The sequence below is a fragment of the Arthrobacter sp. ISL-72 genome (genome assembly GCF_018613755.1).
Taxonomy (GTDB): Bacteria; Actinomycetota; Actinomycetes; order Actinomycetales; family Micrococcaceae; genus Arthrobacter.
In genome coordinates this window covers 108522-127720 of sequence record NZ_JAGGPP010000004.1, presented here as the reverse complement: position 1 = coordinate 127720, position 19199 = coordinate 108522, and the positions used below count along the sequence as shown (strand labels likewise).

The window sequence follows — 19199 nt, the reverse complement described above, 5'->3', positions numbered from 1 at the left end:
GAGGCCGGCCACTTTGCTTTATTCTCCCTAAATCCGGCGCAATTTATGCCCGTCCCAGTGTTGCGGTCTCTCACTGGGCTCCGATTCGAGCTACGCTCGAAAGTATGCCGGTATGGTCCAGGGCGTCACGTGCAAGCGCAGAAAAGAAGGCAGTAGTGTCAGTTGTTCAAGGCCTCCCTGAGGGCTCCGAGGAGCTCAGGAAGTGGCTGTCGGGGCTTAAGCCGGTCACCGGAGCAGACACGATGCTGCGCTTCACCAAAACGCCGGAAGGCTCCATCGACCTCACGCACGCGCACCCGTCCGGGCTGGCGCAGCTCATGGCCGGCAGGCGCACCCGCCTTTCCACCCTGATCCGCGACCATGATCAGTACGTCGTCGCGGCGAGGGCTTCGCGCAACCTTCGCTCCAAGATTTTCGAGCTGGGCAACGACCGCGGCATTGATGCAGGGTACTTTTCGGCCGGCACAGTGACCTGGACGTCGGCTGTGGGCGGCAAGCCCCAGCGGGTCTCGGCCCCGGTCATGCTCACCGCCATTTCCCTCACGATCCGTCCGGGCGAGGACGACTATGAGCTCCAGCTGACGGAGCAGGCCCACATCAACCCGGCGCTCATCCGGCACCTGAAGAGCATCCACGGCATCGTCTTCGACGTCAACGCCGTGACCCGAATGGCCTACAGCACCGCCCGGTTCGATCCCCAGCCTGTCCTGGACCGCCTGGGCACCCTCATCAAGCCAATCCACGGCGCCGAAGTGGAGCACAACCTGCTCGTTTCCACGTTCGCCGACCTTTCCGGGAACCTCGACGACCCGTGGATCAACCAGAACAACGCCCTGGTTGCCGCCCTAGCCCGGGCCGCAGCCGGCGAGGCCGTGGACGTGCCCCAGCTGGCCGAAGACCGCTTCCAGGACATTGACCAGCGGGATCCGGCCGACGAGCTGCTGCTCCTCGACGCCGACGCTGACCAGCAGTATGTGGTGGACGCCGTTCGCGCGGGGGATTCCCTCCTTGTCAGCAGCCCGCCGGGAACAGGCCAGACCCAGACGGCGATCAACACCATCGGCGCGCTGGTGGACGAAGGCAAGACCGTCCTGGTGGTCGGTGACCGCCGGGCCAGCCTCAGCGGGATCGCGGGCCAGCTTGAAACGCTGGGCCTGGAGTCCATCCTGTTTGCGCTGTCCGGAACGGCAACGCCGCTGCAGCTCAAGGGGCAGCTGGTGCGGGCCATTGTCCGCAATGAGAAGTCCCTCCAGCCCCAGCTCGAGAACCTGCACACCACGCTTGCGGAGCACCGGCACGCGCTCATGGACCACGTAGCCTCGCTGCACAACGTCCGCCAGCGCTGGGGCTGCTCGCCGTACCAGGCCATGCAGTCGCTGGCCGAGCTGACCTCCATCCAGCCGGCGCCGTCCACCACGGTGCGGCTGAAGCGGAGTGTCCTGGACAACATCCGGGACCGCGACGAACTTGCCGGCCGCCTTCACCGCGCTGCCGAACTGGGGAGCTTCAGCCGGGCCTCCACGGCCAGCCCCTGGCACGGTGCGCGGCTCCTGACCCGCAAGGAAACCGAGGAAGCGCAGGATGTTGCGCGCGCGGTTGAGAAGAACCTTCCCGTGCTTCGCAACCGCATGAAGGATGTTGCCGAGCACGCCCAGATCCGACTCGGTTCCACGTTTGCCGAGTGGGGCGAACAGCTCGAGCTGCTGATGGCGGTCAGGGAGAGCCTGGACAAATTCACCCCGGACATCTTCGACAGGCCCGTGCACGACCTGATCTCCGCGACCGCGTCTTCCCCCTGGCGGCGTGAACGGAACATCGAGATGCCTTCCATGCAGCGCTCCCGGCTGCGCCGCGTTGCCAAGGAATACGTCCGGCCGGGCGTGCACATTGCCGACCTGCACAGTTCGCTGGTGCTGGTCCAGGAGCAGCGCGCACGCTGGGCAAACTACGCCACCACCCAGCGGCACCCCGCCGTGCCGTCAGGCCTGGGCGAAGTAAACGTGATGTACCGCAGCCTTGAGCGCGAACTCGGCCAGCTGGGCGCGGCCGTGAAGCACACCGCGGCCGGCGGGGACCTGCAGAACACTCCGTATGAAGAACTGATGGAACGCCTGGAACGGCTGGTGGCCGACACCCGGACGCTCAAGACGCTTCCGGAGCGAACGCTGCTCATCGAGAACATGCGCGAACACGGGCTCGGGGAACTGCTCGCAGACCTGGCAGACCGCGAAGTGCCTGCAGAGTCCGTCGGTTCAGAGCTGGAACTGGCCTGGTGGCAGTCGGCGCTCGAAGCAATGATCAGCGGCGACGATTATCTGGCCATGTCCGACGGCGACGCCCTCCGGCAGCTGGAAGCAGAGTATCGCTTGGCGGACAACGCACACATCGCCAGCGGTGCAGCCCGGCTGCGTTGGACCCTGTCGGAACGGTGGCGCGCCGGCATCGCCGAAAACCCGCGGCAGGCGGACCTGCTCCGGAGCCTCCTTAAGGATGGCCGGGTCACCTTGGCGGCCCTCACCGCGCAGGCCCCGGCGCTGGTACCGATGCTGGTGCCGGTCTGGTCCGTGAGCCCCTACCTGATGACCGGATTGCTCCCGGCCGAGCAGAAGTTCGACGCCGTGGTCATCCTTGACGCTGAAGCGACGTCGCTCCAGGCGGTGCTTCCCGCCATCGCCCGGGCAAAGCAGGTCATCGCTTTCGGGGATGACAAAATCGCCAGCCCCCGGACCTTCACAGTGGGCGTCGAACGGCTCGCCGCGGGGGAGCCGGCCCACCAAAGTGTCGAGAGCGCCTACACGGCCTTGTCCGCCGTGCTGCCCACACGGCGGCTGACGTCTGTCTACCGGGCGGTCGACGAAGACCTCGTCCTGCAGCTGAGCAAGAGCTTCTACAACGGCAGCCTCCGCAGGCTGCCCGAGGGACAGACTGCGACGGGACTGGACCGGGCCCTGCTGGTGGAATACCTTCCCGACGGCACCGGCCTTCCAAGCGCCGACCAGGAAGGCGTGGAATCCGCCGTGGCCGAGGTCAACCGCGTGGTGGCGCTTGTCTTCGAACATGCCCGCCTGCGGCCGCGGACCTCCCTGGCCGTGGTCACGGCAAGCCTCCGCCATGCGGCCCGGATTGGTGAAGCCATCCGGCTGCAGCTGCCAAACTACCCGCTGCTGGCAAGCTTCTTCACGGCCGGGCCCGAGTCCTTCCGTGTGGTTGACCTGGAGCGCGCGCAGGGCCTGGTCCGCGACCATGTGATCTTCTCCCCGGGTTATGGCCGCACCCCGCACGGCCGCGCGCTCCACAATTTCGGGCCCCTGTCCGCCGAGGGCGGGAGGGCTAAATTTGCGCTGGCCATGACCCGTGCACGGCGTTCCCTGCACGTCCTCACCTGCTTCAAGCCGGAAGACCTGGACGTCAGCAGGCTCAGCCACGGAGCCCTGGACTTCTACGAGCTGCTGGACCGCGAGATCGCGGGCAACACCGATCTTGGGACGCCGGCTTCCCGGGCAGCAGCAAGCGAACAGGCCCTGGGAGCTGATCCGCTCGTGGCCGACCTGGGCGACAGGCTGCGCGCCCGCGGCGCAAGGGTCTGGCACCAGTACGACGGCGTAATTGACGTCGCCGCGGCCGCGGACCCGGTGAATTCCATTGGACATGACGAGGCCGAGATCCCCAGGCCGGTAGCCATTGAATCTGACGGCACGGAGCAATACCGGCGGATGAGCGTCCGCGAACGCAGCCGGCTCCGCCCCCAACTGCTGGAACGCCTGGGCTGGCGCTACATGCCGCTGTGGACCATCGAGGTGTTCACCGACCCGTCCGCGTGCGCAGACCGGATCGGCGGATACCTGGGCCTGGAAAAGCCCGTCGTCAGCGGCTTTGCCTCCACGTCGCACGGGTTCTTGGACGACGACGTGGACGACCTGACGCTGGACACCGCGGACAGCGGCGGCGGTGCCTCCCAAGGCGAGGCCTCCGAAGAGGAGGAAGCCGAAAGCGGCGACTCCGGGAGCCGGCCTTTGCCTGATGCCCTCCCGGTATCCTTGGAAGAGGACGGTGCGGGCCCCGATGAACCGGTCAGCGCCGGAACCGAACCGGTGGAAGAAACCAAGGAAAACGGCATGGACACGAACACCAGCTCAGCGGGCGGCACCAGCGCCCCGGACGAAGACGCGGACGAGGCAGCGGGCACCAGGACCCGGCAGGCAGCCGGTGTTGGCGCTCCTTCGGGTGTCCTGCCGAACAAGGCATCCGAAGATGACCCTAAGCGCTGGGGGGATCACGGCTCGGACTATGACCACGACGCCTGGCTGCAGGAGCAGAAACCTCCGCACTGGGGCTGACTCGGGCATTGGGTCCCGGCCGGTTGACTGGCAGCTAGCCCTGTCCACCCACGAGCACGAAAAAGAGTTTGCCCTGCGTGGAAGACCCTGCGAGTCGGCGGGCCTGGTCCGGATCAGCGGCGACCACGATGAGCCCCTCGGTTTCTCCGGTTCCGAGCCATTGCCCGGCTTGTCCGCCATGCCCGGAGGTCCACAGGACCGGCACAGCGTCCGCCAGCACTGTCGACTCCGCTGACTGACCGTAGTCGGTGCCGTTGGTCATCACGATGTTGACCAGCTGGCCTGGCGCCACGAGCTGGATGGATGAAGGATCCGCCATCCTCAGCGGCACTGCGGCGGAGCCCGGGGCAGTCCCCGCCAGGAGGCCCGGTCCCAGCAGCTGGGTATCGGAGATCAGCTGGCCCTTCCGCAGCGGGGCGGCAAGGTTTTTGCCGTCAACGGCGGCGGCGTCGGTGAAGGCGCCGGCCGGGATCATCCCGGGCGGGACCCTGACAGCCATCACCTCATTGCTCGACAGCGCCGCGCCGGCGGGAAGGTCCCGGGCTGCGGCGAGGGCGGTCACGGTGTGGGCGGGTGCCGGTGTCAATTGCTGGACGGCGATGCCGGCAGCTGCGCACAGCAGGAGCGCGACGGCGAGCCTCCGGTTGCGGTTGAGCCACGAAGAGAGGCGCCGTGCGGCCGAGGGGCCGGGACGGCCAGGGCGGCCGGATCGAAAGCCTTGCCGGCGTGACGGGTATCCGTTGGTGCGCAGGGTGGATGGCATACCGTCAGGCTACGGAGGGCCCGGTGCTGCGGACAGCCGGAAGCTTCCTATGTGGAAAACCGTCAGGCTTCCACGCGTTTGCGCTTAGCTGGCAGCTGCGGCGGCGGCCGGTGCCGGAGCCGCGGCGGGTGCGGCGGCCGGAGCGGGGGAGACGCTGCTGCCCTTGGAGTCGCGGGAGTCGGTCCGGTAGAAGCCGGAACCCTTGAAGACGACACCGACGCTGTTGAACTTCTTGCGAAGGGTCCCCTCGCACTCGGGGCAGGAGGTGAGGGAGCTGTCGGTGAACGACTGCACGATCTCGAAGGCGTGGCTGCAGTCCTTGCAGGCGTATGCATACGTGGGCACTGGAAATCCTCCTCTTGGACAAACGAGCAGGTCCCGTGCTGCCGGTCGGGAAACCCTGCCGATGATGCATTGCTGATGCATCGACAGGTTCCGTCCCTTAGCAGTCGCAGGGCCTGAGTGCCAATTCTATCATCCGCGGCGGCCGGGCTTCACATCAGCTGCGTCAGGCGCGAGGGAGTCACTGCAGCCGGTATCTTACGGTCGAAGGACTCCGCCGGGATGCTCCCGGCCGCCAGGACTTCACGGTCATAGACCACCGCAACCGAGGGCACGGGCAGTCCCTCCGCGTCCAGCCCGGCCAGGAACTTGTCGTAGTAGCCGCCGCCCTGGCCGATCCTGTTGCCCGTCAGGTCCACCGCGGTGGCGGGGACGAAGATTCCTGCCACCTCGCGCATGACCTCGGCACCGTGCTGATCGCCCACCGGTTCTTCGATCGGGGCGTAGCTGCTGCGGACGAATTCGGTGGCCGGCGTCCAATAAACCCAGTTCAAGGTGAGCGTCGGACGGCAGACAGGCAGCAGCACCTGGTGGCCGGACGCGTGAAGTGCCCTGATGAGCGGCATGGTGGGGGGTTCAAAACCCACTCCCAGGTAAGCGGCAAACGTGCTGCTCCTGCCTGCGGAAACCGTGGCGGCCCACTGGAGTCCGTGGCGTGCGATGCCTTCACCGGCGCTTTCCAATCCGGCAGGAGAGGCGGCGGCGCGCTCGGTTCTATGGGCTGAGCGGATCTCTTCCTTAGATGGCAACAGTGCCTGTCCTTCCCTGCCCGGCGGCCCCGGCACGGGGCAAAACGGACGCTTAGTGCAATTACCCAATGTTTGGTCCCTGACGTTAGATTAGTCCAGTGACTACCACCAATACTTCCGTCCGCAAGGCTGTCATCCCGGCTGCGGGTCTCGGCACGAGGTTCCTCCCGGCCACGAAGGCCATGCCCAAGGAAATGCTGCCGGTCGTGGACAAACCCGCGATCCAGTATGTCGTCGAAGAGGCCGTCAGTGTTGGCCTCTCCGACATCCTGATGATCACCGGCCGGAACAAGCGCGCCCTCGAAGACCACTTCGACCGCGTTCCCTCGCTGGAGGCGGCCCTCGAAGCCAAGGGCGACACCACCAAACTTGAGTCCATCCAGGCAGCCAGTAACCTCGGCGACATCCACTACGTCCGCCAGGGCGACCCCATGGGCCTCGGACACGCCGTGCTGCGGGCGAAGCAGCATGTCGGCAACGAACCGTTCGCCGTGCTCCTGGGCGACGACCTCATCGACGCCCGCGACGAGCTCCTCAGCACCATGATCAAGGTCCAGGCCCAGACCGGCGGCTCCGTCGTGGCACTCATTGAGGTCGAGCCTTCCCAGATCAGCGCCTATGGCTGCGCTGACATCGAGGAAACCGATTTGGACGGTTTCGTTCGGATCCGGAAGCTCGTGGAGAAGCCCGACGTCGATGAAGCGCCGTCGAATCTGGCCGTGATCGGCCGTTACGTCCTCCACCCGGCAGTGTTCGACGTCCTCGAGCGCACCGAGCCGGGCAGGGGCGGGGAGATCCAGCTTACGGATGCCCTGCAGGAACTGTCTGCAGGAACCGGTGAGGGCTACGGCGTCTATGGTGTCGTATTCCGCGGCCGCCGCTATGACACCGGTGACAAGCTCAGTTACCTGAAGGCCTGCGTCCAGCTCGCCTGCGACAGCGACGACCTCGGCCCCGGGCTGCGCGAATGGCTGCCGGAATTCACTTCCTCACTGGTCAAGTAACGGCCCATGGGGGGCAGCATCTGGCCGGTGACGCTGGAGTGCGGCGATCTTGTGCTGCGTCCCATCCGGTACAGGGACCGTAAGGAATGGATGGCGGTCCGTTCCCGCAACTCGGAATGGCTCGCGCCCTGGGAGGCCTCCAATCCAGCTCCAGGCGGGGCGCTGCCGGACTACCGGCAGATGGTCCGCTCGCTCAAGGCACAGGCCGCCCAGGCCACCGCACTGCCATTTGTGATCACCGAGCGGGCCCCCGGGCAACGGGATCCCGTGATCGTCGGGCAGCTGACGGTCTCATCCATCATCTGGGGTTCGGCGATGATGGCCACGCTGGGTTACTGGGTGGACAAGGCCTGCGCGGGCCGTGGGATTGCGCCCACGGCCGTGGCCATGGCCACCGATCACTGTTTCAGCGTCCTCGGGCTGCACCGGATGGAGATCAACATCCGGCCTGAGAACGCGGCCAGCCTCAGGGTGGTGGAGAAGCTCGGTTTCCGGGATGAAGGCTACCGGCCTCGGTTCCTCCACATCAACGGGGAATGGGCGGACCACCGGTCCTTCGCCCTGACGTCGGAGGAGGTCCCGGAAGGGCTGCTGAACAGATGGCTGCGAAGCCGCCCCGCCTGAGCCGTTCGGCTCGCTCCGCCGCCCGTCTTCGCGGATGCTTTGACTTCGCCGCCTGCCGCTGCAACCTGTGTCTTTTGTCATAAATCCATTGATTTGCCAGCTGCCCGGCGACACACCGGAGCTAATGCGAGAGCAGCCGGCAAATTGCTCATACGGTTTTGAATGTGGACTTCCCTCTTAGCAGCTCAGTGATCCTTGTTGTCGCTGTCGCGCTCTGGATTGTGTGGGTGGCCCCGTATGTACTCCGGAACGGCCGGCATCAGCTGCAACCGGCCGTCGAGCTCCGGCTCGATGTCAGTGACGCAGAACCAGTAGAACCCCAAGCCGGAAACGTCATGAAAATGGCCGCCCAGCAGGAGAAATCAATGGAAACCAAGCAGGCCACCGGATCCGCCCAGGGATCCCGGACTCCAGCCGCCGGCCCGGGGTCCGTCAGGGCACGTCCGGGTGCACTCAGGATCCGTTATGGACGGTGTGCGATCGCGCTTGCGGCGTTGGCCGGACTGCTGACCGGCATCGTGAGTTTGGTTCTGCTCGTAATCGGGGTCGGCTCGTTCTGGCTTCCCGTTGGGTCTCTGCTGACGGCTCTTGCGGCCGTGGCACTGCTCCGGCGGCTGGCGGTACGGGACCGGCGCGTCAGGATGAATGCGGCTTTCCGCGCTGCCATGACCGTACCCGATCGCCAGATGCGTGCGGCTGTCCCGCGCCCCAGCCGGGAACCGTCCGTGGAGGTCCGGGATAGTCCTCTTTTTGACGCCGAGGCCGACCGGCCCCAGGTGAAGCCCCTCACCGCGCAGGAACTCCGTGAGGCCGCCCTTGCCGAGGCCAAGGCGTCAGGTGATCTGGCCCTGCAGGCCGCGGCCGTGCCAGGTTCGGGCGTCGCGAGCGACACCAGCTGGGAGCCGGTCGAAGTTCCGAAGCCCACGTATGTGGAGGCCGCCAAGGCTGACCGTGCAGTGCCTGAGCCGCTCGACCTGCCCGAGGCTCCGAAGGCAGCGGGCAAGCCGTCGCTCAAGCAGGGTCCGGCTGCGGCACCTGCGGGCAGTGTTCCGGCTGCCAAGCCACTGACCAAGGCGCAGAGTGCGCTGAGCAACCTGGACGACGTCCTGCAGCGCCGCCGCGCGTGACCCTCAGCTCCGAACCCGGGCCGCCACTGGCCGCTGCCTGTAGCCTCTGAGCATGACGCGGATTTGCGTAGCCGGCGGCACCGGCCAGGTCGGCTCGGAAGTGGTGCGGCAGGCCCTGCAGGCGGGCCATGACGTCACCGTTATCAGCCGCAGGCCGCCAGCACACCCGAAAAGGCACGACGGCGCGCGCTACTTCCAGGGCGACGTCACCGCGGGTGAGGGGCTGGCTGACGCATTGGCCGGTGCCGGCGTCGTCGTCGATTGCCTCGAAGGCAGGGCGGGGAAATCCCTTAGGACCTTTGCCGACGGCGGCTCACGCCTTCTCGAGGCGGCATTCGAGGCCGGGACGGGCAGGGCCGTCCAGCTCTCGATCATCAACTGCGACCAGGGGCCGCTTCGCTACTACCGGTCCAAGGCGGAGAAGGAACAGGTCTACGCCCGTTCCCCGCTCGAGACCCTGACGGTCCGGACCACCCAGTTCCACAGCCTCCTGGTTCAGCTATTCGCTGCCGGCTCCAAAATCGGCCTGCTCCCGGTATTCAAGGGTGTCCGCTTCCAGACCATCGCCCCGGCCGACGTGGCCTCTGCACTGCTTGAGGCGGCCCTGGAAGGGCCCTCGCAGGACGTTCACAGGCTGCGGACGGTGGGCGGACCGGAAATCAACGGGATGGCGGAACTGGCAGAAACCTGGAAACGCCAAACCGGGTCGCGGGGGCGCCTCGTGAGCCTGCCCCTGCCTGGTGCCATGGGCACATACCTCCGCGAGGGCAGGAACCTGATTCCGGAACAGCGGTATGGAAGGCAGACGTTCGCGAGCTGGCTGGCAAACGAGCCCTGGCCCGGATGAACGGAACGGTTCAGCGTTCACCCGCCGCCGGAGTCGAGTTGTACGGCCGGGGCCAAGGGCTACCGGCCTGCTTCCACTGCGAATAGCTCATGTGAATGTCCGAACCGTCAGGAGCCCGGTAGTAGATATTTCCGGAGTTCACCGGCGTCCAGTAGAAGGAAAACGGCACGTATTGATCGACGACGGGTGTGGGGAACTGCGCCCCTGCCCACTCCGGGAAGCCGATTGGCCGGCTGCCTTCAACTTTTACATTGGCGTTGTAGTAGATGACTCCCATCCACGACGTCTTGAAGTACCCGCTGAGAAGCCGCCTGGGCGAAGGGCTGCCGGCAGCAAACCATTCGTCAAAGCTCAATTTGTGCAGCACACCGTCTTCGCCGCGGGCGAAGACTTCGTTGGAGTATTGGTACTGGTAGTAGGTGGTCCCCTGGATGAAGCCGGCGATCCGTGGAGCCGGCTGTCCCAGCTGGAGCCAGTCGGCGTAACTGAGTCTTTTCCATTGCCATGCCGGGCTGGTGAACTCGACCGAATAGATCGAACCGGACCAGGGATACCGGACGAAGCTTCCTGCACTGCGTTCCGGCTGCCTGTAGCCCATGTCCTGCCACTCGCGGTAGGTCAGCAGATGGGTCACGCCGTCCGGGGAGGTGGCGTAGATTTCCGGCGCCGGAGCAAAGGTGAAGACCCGCGTGCCAGCTATCCAGCCGGCAATCCGCGGCCGCGGGAAGCCCGCTGCGGCCCAATCGGCATAGCTGAGCTTCTTCCAGATCATGCCTGTCGGAGCGTAGGAGACCGAGTAGATGGCCGGTGACCACGAATAGCTCACGTAGTCCGTGGGGTAAACCGCGGCGGCCTTTTCAACCAGGACTTCGTAGACGTACAGGTTCAGCCCCGTCCGGACGGCGGCGACACCAACCCGACCGTATTTCGGGTCACGCATGGCTGTAGCGTTGGCGGAACCGTAGTCGCTGATGAGCTTATTGTGGAGCTGCTGAACCGTGGGTTCGGAGGCGGAGTAGATCGTTTCGGCGAGCCGGCCGTAGACAGCTCCTGCCGGCAGCGCATCCTCGGGGACAGGGACGGCCGAGGGAAAGTCCGGCTGGTCCAGCGCCCATTGCTGCGCGGCTGCGCTGACGGCCGGGTCCAGCACGACGGCGGGAACGCCGTGCAACCGGCGGTAGTCGTTCAGGAGGGTGACGAACGCGTCTCTTTCCGCACTGGAGACCGGTTCCAGGGCTTCAAGCGCCGGCGCAGGGAGCGGGCTTGGCGCCTCTGGCGTGACGGAGGGGGAGGGAACGGGCGTCGGCTCCGTGGTTGATGACGGCGGAGCCGTGGTCGGCGGGGCCGGTACGGCGGGCGCCGGCTCCGCTGATGCGGCAGGCCCGACGGTCGGCTCCGGAACCGTGGCCAACGCCGCCCCGGAAAGGGTCAGCATGGCTGCAGCCGTGGCCAGCAATCCCGCGGTGATCTTCCGCGCAATCGGATTATTCAAGGGTGTTCCTTCGGGGAAACGGCGGGGACGCCGTGCGGGCGCGTGAACCGCTGGACAGCCATGATGATGCCGCCAAGGAGGAGCAGCATGACGGCCGGCAGCAGGGGTGAGATGTTGGCTCCGGTGTCTGCCATGGGCTGGTCAGCCTGGATTGCACCCAGATCTCCGACGGGGCCGAGGGGCTCCGGTGGAACCGGCGCCGGCGTCAGGACCGAGACCGTGATGTCCTGGCTGGTGGCTGTGCCAAACGTGTTCCCGGCGGCCGCGTGGTAACGGCTGCCGTTGACCACCGCGCCGGGACTGATGACCAAGGTCGCATCCGATTCTCCGGGGACCTCGATCCACGGCGAGCCCGGAGCCGCCTGGCTGAACCAGGTGATGGCAGGGGAGGGCGAGCCGGTCGCTTGGACGTTGAGCTCGATCGCTTGACCGGGGACGGCAGCGGCATGGATTGCCGCGGCGGTAATCTCCGGGGCGACGCCGAGGTTGACTGTTGCGGCGCGGCTGACAGTCCGTGCCCCGAGGAGGTTCGTGGCGGTCAGCCGGAACTGCTCGGAAGGGAGCGCGGATCCTTCGCGGAAGGAAACTGTCAGTTCGCTCTCCGCTGCACCGGCAACGTTCCGCCAGCTCAGGCCTCCGTCGGTGCTGCTTTGCCATTGGAGCCGCTTCCCGGCACCGGATACCGATGCTGTGAGCCGGCCTTCCGAGTGATCCGGCATTGCCAGGAACAAATCGTCCGGGTGGCCGTTCACTGCCAGGGGCTCCGTCCTGACGGACAGTGCGGCAGAGCCAGAAACCTTCAGTACCTCCGAACTACCGGACATGGTGACGGCCCGGAACCGGTCGCCGTCGTCCGCGGCCTGCGGTGAGGGCACCGTCAGTGTGGTGCCGATGGCGCCGGGAATGTCCCGGAAGGTGGCTCCCGCATCATCGCTGCGCTGCCACTGCAGCCGGAGGCCGGGCTGGCCGGGAGCCACCGACCCGAACTGGGCAGGTTCACCCTCGTCTACCGTCCGGTCCTCCGGCGTCCCGGGCACAGTGTTTCCAGGCCCGAAAACCTCAACTTCCGACAGGGACAGGAATTCGTCGGGGCTGGAATCCGCTCCGGACGTCACCCTGAGGAATTTGGCATCAACGGGGCTGAAGGTAAGCCGCAGAGGTGCGTCGGCAGTGCCGGCCCGGCGTGCGCTGACCGCCGCGGCGGTCCATTTCGTTCCGTCGGCGGAGACCAGCACCTCCGGAGCTTCAGGCAGCCCGGTCTTCCCGGCGAGTGGCTCTTCCCCGGCAGGTGTGGTCGCGGGATGAAGGTATACGGTTCCGATGCTCCGGGTTTCGCCCAGATCCAACTGGATCCATTGGCTGGCGGCCGCTTCGCTGCGGTAGCCGCGATGCGAAGCAGTGCTGAACGCCACGGAGTCCACCAGCTGCCCGGCACCCCAGCCCCCGGCTTCAACCGAGGTGGCTGCGGATGCTTTGGCCGTTGCTGCCAGGTTTCGGCCGCCATGGCCATAGTCGAGCTGCACCGCGTCCAGGAAGAACCCGGCCGTATCCGCCGCGGACTTCGAACGCACGCCAACACGCAGGGATGCCACATCCTGCAAACCGTCGTCAACGGTGGGGAGCACCAGCTGGTTCCATGACCCCGGGGCAAGCTGCCGGATGATTTCCGTAGTGTTCCCGCGGCTGTCCGTCGCCTGGAACCTTGCCTCGTAGTCTGATGGCTCCGCGGTGTCCGGCAGCCGGAGGGAAGCAAGCAGCGCCGTGGCCTCGGCTGTGGGCACCGGTTTCGGCAGCGAAAGGGTGGTCTCGCGCCAGGCGGAGGGAGCGACCGGCTGCGCGGGCTGGACCTCAAGGCGCCCGGTCCCGAGCGCCGATTCGGTGCCGGCAGGCATTCCCCCGACGGTGAGGGTGGACTGAGTTCCGGTATGCCATCCGGAATCGCCGCCGCTTTCGAAGTTGGCCAGAACCAGGCTGCTGGGCGGCAGGCATGCCTCGCCGGTGGTGTCGGAGGAGCAGTTGGAACTTCCCCTCACGTGCGCCGTCGCTTGGGTGGTTGCCAGGACGCGGCCGGTGTCGTCCGCGACGGACAACTGCACGGTTCCGCTCAGCGCACCCTGTGATGCCGTGACGGGAACCATTACGGAGACCTGGCCGCCGGCAGGAACGACAGCCCGGACGTGGGCTGACCCCTCCCAACCGGAGGGCAGTGAGGCCGCGCTGACATTGACCTGGCGGTCTGTGGACGTTTGCAGGTTTCGGAGCGTGACGGCGGCGAAGCCGCTGCCGCCCGGCTCCGTGATCCCCGGCGTTACCCTGGCATCGGCAGCGGCAAGGCCGGCGCCGACTGCGAGGCTGAATCCGGAGTTCCTGGTTGCGGAGTCCTGGCCGCGCACGAAGGTGACGGAGGCGCTGCCGGGATACTGGGCCGCAGCGCTGCCCTCCGGCGCGGTAACACTATAGGCGGCGCGCGCTTCTCCTCCCGCCGGGATGGTCTCCGGGAGGCGGGACGTAAGCCGTGCAGTCCAACCCTCGGGAAGGTCCATACCGGGGGTGAGGCCATCGAGGGCGGCGGCACCGGTGTTCTCGACGGTGACAGTGACGTCCGTGCTCCCGCCGGCGGTGATGTTTGGTTCTGTCGCGGCTGCCGTCACGATCACGTCGGAGGCATCGACGGCCGCAGAGAGCTGGTGGACCGTTGCCGCGGTGCGCAGCATCAACGAGTCGGCGGTGGATCGGTCGAGGCCGTCGCTGCGGGCCAGGGTCACTGCGTCGGTGAAGGTCCGTGCCGCGGAAATGGCGGTGCGCAGCTCGTCCGTGGCCTGGCCGTCAAACCGCATATAGGCGTCGAGGGCGCCGCTGACTTGGGATTCCGTTCCGGCGGATGACTGCTTCAGCGCGGCGATCCCTGGGGTGGACGGTGCCAGCGCGGACACTTCCCGTTTCATGGCAGCGGTCGTCGTCTCCGCTGCCACAAGCTGGGCCAACGCGGGGTCGGAGGTGAACTGGAAAGTCCCGGAACCGAGGGTGGCCGCTGTGTCGGTGCCGGAACCCTCGATTGACATAATGCCGTTTCCAACAGCGGCCCGGTGGCCGGACTCAGCCACACCTTCGGGCCTGGCGTTGCGGAGCCTCAGCTTCCCGGTCGCTCCAACAGGGACCGTGACGTTGTAGTCAACCCTGCCATCGACCCGCTTCCAGTCGATTTTTGCCTCGCCGAAGGGCGTGTGCACGCTTCCGGCGGCGGAGGGGAGGCTTGGCGTGATGCGCGGATCGAAGGAGATTTCGCGGTAGCCGCCGTCTCCCGACGGTGAGATACCGGCCACCGACGTGTACAGCCAGTTGTCGATGAAGGTGAACATGGGGTGGTTCAGGGACGGGGTCCCTTGCCACTCTTCCCAGATGGAGCCCGGGCCGTGGGTGAGCATGTACGCCCAGCCGGGGCTGTCGGTCCGCGACACCACAATGTTGACGATGTCCGAACGGCCCATCAGCTCAAGTGCGTCGACGGTGTACTTTGCTCCCGGCAGGCCGCCCCGGACGTGTCCGCCGCCGGTGACCATGACCTGGTTGACGAGCGTCTGCGTGACGTCGCCGGCCCTGCCTTCCGGGACGATGCCCAGCGTCAGCGGCAGCGCGTTCGAGAACTGGCTGTTGCCGTAGCTTGCCTTGCCGGCGTCGAAGTACCGCGAGTTGAAGGCTTCGGAGATCTTGTGCGCCAGGGCCCGGTACTTTTCGGCGGAGCCGGTCTTGCCGAGTTCATCCGACATCTCTGCCATAAGTTTGGCCGTGAGGTAGTAGAAACCGGACTGGAAGAGCTTGCTGTCCGTGTCTTCGGAGGCGACCCAGTCCTGCCCCCAGGTTCCACTGGGCCGGGTGATCAGGTAACCGTCGCTGACCGTTCCCAGGTAGCTCATCCAGCGGTCCATCGAGCTGTAGTGGCTGCTCAGAAGCCGGTCGTCGCCGTAAGCCTTCCACACGTAGTACGGGATGAGCACGGTCGCAGCGGACCAGACTGGGTCGGACTGCTCGCTCCAGAAGGGGTGGTGCTCGATGGGCACGATGTCAGGGACGAAGCCGGAGGGGGCCTGCGCGTCTTCCATGTCACGGATGAACTTGGTGTAGAACGCGGCCATGTCGTAGTTGTTGATGGTTGCCTGGGCTGCGAGGTGCGCATCCGCCGTCCAGCCACGCTTCTCACGGGTCGGCGTGTCCTCCGGGATGCCATGCATGCCGTTGACCTGGGTCTGCCTGTTGGCTTCGTGCAGGGAGTTCAAGAGCGGCGTCGAGGCCTTGAAGGTGCCCGAGGGACGCACGTCGTTGCGGATCTCCTGCGCCACCATCGCTCCGCTGGCCGGGGCGGCGTCGAGGCCGGAGATTTCCGCCCACCGGAATCCTGCGTAGGCGAACCGGGAGCTGAACAGGGAGGTCTTGCCATCGCCAATGAACGTACTGGTCTGCGCGGCGAGGATGACGGAGTTGTTGACGCGTCCGTTGTGCAGCCGCTCGCCGTGCTTGATGGTCACCGTTCTTCCTGCCGGGACCACCTGCGACAACGAAACCGTCCCGGAGATGTTCGTCCCGAAATCGGCGACGAACACTCCCGGGGCAGGCTGCGTCACCTTGACCGGGTTGAGCCGGTTGACCACCCGCATGGGCTCATTGGGGGAGGCGCTCAGCGTTCCCCGCGTGGTGTTGGTCCGCACCGCGCTCCACCCCAGGCTGCCGGCTGCGGCTGTGTCCCAGCCGGCAATCTGTTTGCGGGCATCGAAGGTCTCGCCATGGAACCTGTGCGCGCGGGTGACCGGGCCGGGCCGGGAGGTCCAGGAACCGTCTGTGGAGATGACAGTCGGAGGCCCCGACGCCCATTCAAGATTGATTTGCAGGATGACGTCAGAGTCCTCGCCGATGAGGAATCCGACGGCGTTGTCCCCGGACTGGAGGAGGGACGTTACGTCCCAGGTCCGGTACAGGGACCTGACGCGGCTATCCGTCGGCTGTGACTCCAGCTGGGCGTCTCCGACCTTCTTCCCGTTGGCGCTCAGTTCGTAGATGCCGCGGGCAAGGGTTGCCGTCTGCAGGCAGCAGTACCCTTGGTTGTCCACCGGCCGCTCGAAGGTTCCGCGGCCGGCAACGAAGGCCGTGGCGCGAAGCGGTTTGTCGGGCAGGGTGAATGATTTTCGCAGGTACGAGCCGCCGGCGGCGCTGGACGCCGGGCTGATCCAGTTGGCTTGCCAGTCGCCGGCGTCAAGGAGTCCGGTTGTCCAAGTGGACACCGGGCTCCAGGAAGATTCCACTCCGTCCTCGTCCCAGACGCGGACGCGCCAGAAATACGGCGTGGCCGAGGACAGGGCCGGCCCGGCGTATGCCACGAGTGACTGGTTATCGCCTGAGACGTGGCCGCTGTCCCAGACGTCGGGAGCAGATGCAAGCGCGGCCTCGCTGCCGGCCACCTGGATCTGGTAACCGGTCTGGGACTTGCCGCGTTCTCCGGAGGCGAGTTCCCAGCTGAGCCGGGGTCTGGCTGCGTCCACGCCCAGGGGATTGTTCAGGTGCTCGACGCTCAGCGGGCCCACTGTCAGGCCGGCTGCCGTAACCGGCCCTGCAGGTTCTGCCTCCACCGCGCCGGGCAGTGAAGGCGCCTGCACGGCCGGCATCGGAGAGCGGGACAGATGCTGGGCAATGCCTACGCCGGCAACAACCTCGCTGTCGGCTAAAGCTGCCTGACCGGCGGCCGGGGTCAGGAGACCCAAAGCGATGCTGGCCACGACCAACGTGATGACGGATCGACAACGGTGCATAAGGCGCGCCAAGAAATTCCCCCAAGGTTTCCAGGTAACCGGGATCCAATCCGTGCAGGAACCACCAGGCAAGAAATTCCGCGTCACGGGGCCGTGCTAGACGTCATCCCGATCAGAGGCTACCAGCAGTATCGGCTTCGGCGAACCCATCTGGCAGCGGGGGCCGGGGGCGAGCTGTTTTGAATCATGGGGCGGCGGACGCTAGCCTATGAATGGTCGGGGGCTATAGCTCAGTTGGTAGAGCGCTTCGTTCGCATCGAAGAGGTCAGGAGTTCGAATCTCCTTAGCTCCACCAATCAGCTCCCTCATCCGGCGCCAGCGCCGGGTGGGGGAGCTTTCGTTTTACCGGTTCGGAACCACGCGCCACCGGACCGCCCGCCACCGATCCATCCCCTGAGAGGACAGCAGCAATGAGCCTTGTCCGGCTGCAAGACGTCAGCGTGCGATTCGACAACACCCCGGTGCTGCGTGAGGCGTACTTCCGGCTTGAACCGGGCGACAGGGCGGGGCTGATCGGCAAGAACGGGTCGGGCAAGACCACGCTGCTCCAGCTGATCCTTGACCGGATCACGCCTGATAGCGGCACCGTCACAGTGGAACCGGGAACCAGGATTGGCTACTTCTCGCAGTTCTCGGAACTGAACGGCACATCAACGATAACCGAGGTCCTGAACGGGCTGTTCTCCGAAATAAAAGCCGTGGAATCGGAACTGGCGTCCATTGATGCGGCCATCTCCGCGGATCCCGCGGATGCAGAGCTGGACCGGCTGATCGCCCGCCAGGCCGAACTCTTCGAGGAGATGGAGCGCCTTGACGGCTGGGACTACCCCCGGCGGATCGACAAGGCGCTGACGACCCTGGGCTTCAGCGAAGCCCACCGGGTCTGCTCCATCGACGAGCTCTCCGGCGGCTGGCGCAACCGGGCTGCGCTGGCGAAGATCCTCCTGGAGGACCCGGCTGTGCTGCTCCTGGACGAGCCCACCAACTTCCTGGACGTGGCCGGCGTCGAATGGCTTGAAAACTGGTTCCGGGATTTCAAAGGCGCCGCAGTCATCGTCTCGCACGACCGGACGTTCCTTGACGCCGTGGTGACCCGGATCATCGAAATGGAGAACTTCCACCTGCATGAGTACGCGGGCAACTTCGGCGAATACATCGTGCAGAAACAGTTCCGCCTTAAATCCCTCGAGCAGCAGTTCGTGCACGAATCCGAGCTTCTGGCGTTCGAGGCCGAAGGCATCGCCGACCGCCGCGAGGCTGCCAAAGCCGCCAGCCGCGGGCTGGGAAACCAGCTGGCCAAGATCAAGAAGTCGCGAACGCCCCGTCCCGTGGACCAGATCGTCACCGAGATCTATGGCGGCCTGCACGTCAAGGACGTACTCTGCCGGGTCGAGGGGCTGGGCAAGTCCTACGGCGGCAAGGCGCTCTTCCAGGACCTGGGCTTCGAGATCAGGCGGGGCAACCGGATCGTGGTCCTGGGTTCCAACGGCAGCGGCAAATCCACCCTCCTGAAAGTACTGACGGGCGAGGAAGAGGCAGACGCCGGCGTGGTCTCGTGGGCCAAGGGGCCCGGCTTTGTCTCCTACAACTGGATGCTCGAGGAGCTCGACGACGCCGACACCGTGTCGCATGCGGTCAACGCCCTGCCGGACAGCCTGGCCTTCAGCGCCACAAGGAAGTCAGTCAACAGGTTCCTTGCGATGTTCCAGTTCTCCGAAGCGGACCTCAAACAAAAGATCGGCAACCTCTCCGGCGGGCAAAAGGCGCGTGTTGCAATGGCTCAATGCCTGCTGTCCGGCGCGTCGGTCCTGCTGCTGGATGAACCGACCAACCACCTGGACCTGTCCAGCACGCAGGTCATGGAAAGAGCGCTGATGCACTTCCCGGGAGCCGTCGTGGCGGTCAGCCACGACAGGTTCTTCACCGAAAAGATCGCCACGGGGTATCTGGTCTTCGGGGCGGAGACGGCCCCGCCCAGCGAGATTGAAGTGCGGGCCGCCTAGCCACCGCCTCGCCACCTTGCAGGGGCGTGCGGCCCGCATCCGTCCGGCCTTGACGGCCGTCGACGCGTAGGAGCAGAGTAAGGGTGCTGCGACTGGGGGCAGATGTGTGATCT

At 66.1% G+C, this 19199-nt stretch carries 11 protein-coding genes and 1 tRNA gene; 7 read left to right on the top strand and 5 right to left on the bottom strand.

All coding sequences use genetic code 11. The features are described from left to right. The first annotated feature begins 104 nt into the window (after nucleotides 1-104). A complete protein-coding gene (locus J7I92_RS03540; RefSeq protein ID WP_214837416.1) occupies nucleotides 105-4337 on the top strand; it encodes an AAA family ATPase in 4233 nt (1410 codons plus the stop codon). Between the two features lie 34 nt (nucleotides 4338-4371). On the opposite strand, the gene J7I92_RS03535 is transcribed toward J7I92_RS03540, so the two are convergent. The 3 genes from J7I92_RS03535 to J7I92_RS03525 all read right to left on the bottom strand — a co-directional run bounded on the left by J7I92_RS03535 (nucleotide 4372) and on the right by J7I92_RS03525 (nucleotide 6191). Continuing rightward, nucleotides 4372-5100 carry an RcpC/CpaB family pilus assembly protein gene (locus tag J7I92_RS03535; RefSeq protein WP_214837413.1) on the bottom strand — a complete coding sequence of 243 codons (729 nt, stop codon included), beginning with the start codon at nucleotides 5098-5100 and terminating at the stop codon, nucleotides 4372-4374. Between the two features lie 84 nt (nucleotides 5101-5184). Continuing rightward, complete coding sequence (locus J7I92_RS03530) at nucleotides 5185-5445, bottom strand: FmdB family zinc ribbon protein (RefSeq protein ID WP_214837410.1); 261 nt, start codon at nucleotides 5443-5445, stop codon at nucleotides 5185-5187. 149 nt (nucleotides 5446-5594) lie between these two features. Continuing rightward, on the bottom strand, nucleotides 5595-6191 hold the full coding sequence (locus J7I92_RS03525; RefSeq protein WP_214837407.1) for a 5-formyltetrahydrofolate cyclo-ligase: 597 nt from the start codon (nucleotides 6189-6191) through the stop codon (nucleotides 5595-5597). A 98-nt stretch (nucleotides 6192-6289) separates the two neighbouring features. Here J7I92_RS03525 and galU point away from each other — a divergent pair, with 98 nt between their 5' ends. From galU to J7I92_RS03505, 4 genes are all read left to right on the top strand, one after another. Then, nucleotides 6290-7195, top strand: coding sequence for a UTP--glucose-1-phosphate uridylyltransferase GalU (gene galU / locus J7I92_RS03520; protein ID WP_214837404.1), 906 nt, complete (start codon nucleotides 6290-6292; stop codon nucleotides 7193-7195). Between the two features lie 6 nt (nucleotides 7196-7201). Beyond that, complete coding sequence (locus J7I92_RS03515; RefSeq protein WP_214837401.1) at nucleotides 7202-7819, top strand: GNAT family N-acetyltransferase; 618 nt, start codon at nucleotides 7202-7204, stop codon at nucleotides 7817-7819. A 365-nt stretch (nucleotides 7820-8184) separates the two neighbouring features. Further along, on the top strand, nucleotides 8185-8946 hold the full coding sequence (locus tag J7I92_RS03510) for a hypothetical protein (protein WP_311380075.1): 762 nt from the start codon (nucleotides 8185-8187) through the stop codon (nucleotides 8944-8946). Nucleotides 8947-8998: 52 nt separating this feature from the next. After that, nucleotides 8999-9793: an SDR family oxidoreductase gene (locus J7I92_RS03505; protein ID WP_214837399.1), complete on the top strand. Its 795-nt coding sequence runs from the start codon at nucleotides 8999-9001 to the stop codon at nucleotides 9791-9793. A gap of 10 nt (nucleotides 9794-9803) precedes the next feature. Here J7I92_RS03505 and J7I92_RS03500 read toward each other — a convergent pair whose 3' ends face one another. Continuing rightward, nucleotides 9804-11285: a CAP domain-containing protein gene (locus tag J7I92_RS03500; RefSeq protein ID WP_214837397.1), complete on the bottom strand. Its 1482-nt coding sequence runs from the start codon at nucleotides 11283-11285 to the stop codon at nucleotides 9804-9806. Continuing rightward, nucleotides 11282-17050, bottom strand: a complete 5769-nt coding sequence (locus J7I92_RS03495; protein ID WP_214837394.1) for a family 78 glycoside hydrolase catalytic domain — start codon at nucleotides 17048-17050, stop codon at nucleotides 11282-11284. The genes J7I92_RS03500 and J7I92_RS03495 overlap by 4 nt, the downstream gene beginning before the upstream one ends. A 252-nt stretch (nucleotides 17051-17302) precedes the next feature. Here J7I92_RS03495 and J7I92_RS03490 point away from each other — a divergent pair. Then, nucleotides 17303-17378: transfer RNA gene (locus J7I92_RS03490), tRNA-Ala, on the top strand. A 115-nt stretch (nucleotides 17379-17493) separates the two neighbouring features. Next, nucleotides 17494-19086 (top strand): ABC-F family ATP-binding cassette domain-containing protein, encoded by a 1593-nt coding sequence (locus tag J7I92_RS03485; protein WP_214837391.1) that lies wholly within the window; start codon nucleotides 17494-17496, stop codon nucleotides 19084-19086. Nucleotides 19087-19199: the final 113 nt, after the last annotated feature.

Bases quoted from the DNA above. Each gene is read 5' to 3' on its own strand.
- J7I92_RS03535 (WP_214837413.1), bottom strand. From the start codon at position 5,100: ATGCCATCCACCCTGCGCACCAACGGATACCCGTCACGCCGGCAAGGC.
- J7I92_RS03485 (WP_214837391.1), top strand. From the start codon at position 17,494: ATGAGCCTTGTCCGGCTGCAAGACGTCAGCGTGCGATTCGACAACACC.
- J7I92_RS03510 (WP_311380075.1), top strand. From the start codon at position 8,185: ATGGAAACCAAGCAGGCCACCGGATCCGCCCAGGGATCCCGGACTCCA.
- J7I92_RS03505 (WP_214837399.1), top strand. From the start codon at position 8,999: ATGACGCGGATTTGCGTAGCCGGCGGCACCGGCCAGGTCGGCTCGGAA.
- J7I92_RS03515 (WP_214837401.1), top strand. From the start codon at position 7,202: ATGGGGGGCAGCATCTGGCCGGTGACGCTGGAGTGCGGCGATCTTGTG.
- J7I92_RS03540 (WP_214837416.1), top strand. From the start codon at position 105: ATGCCGGTATGGTCCAGGGCGTCACGTGCAAGCGCAGAAAAGAAGGCA.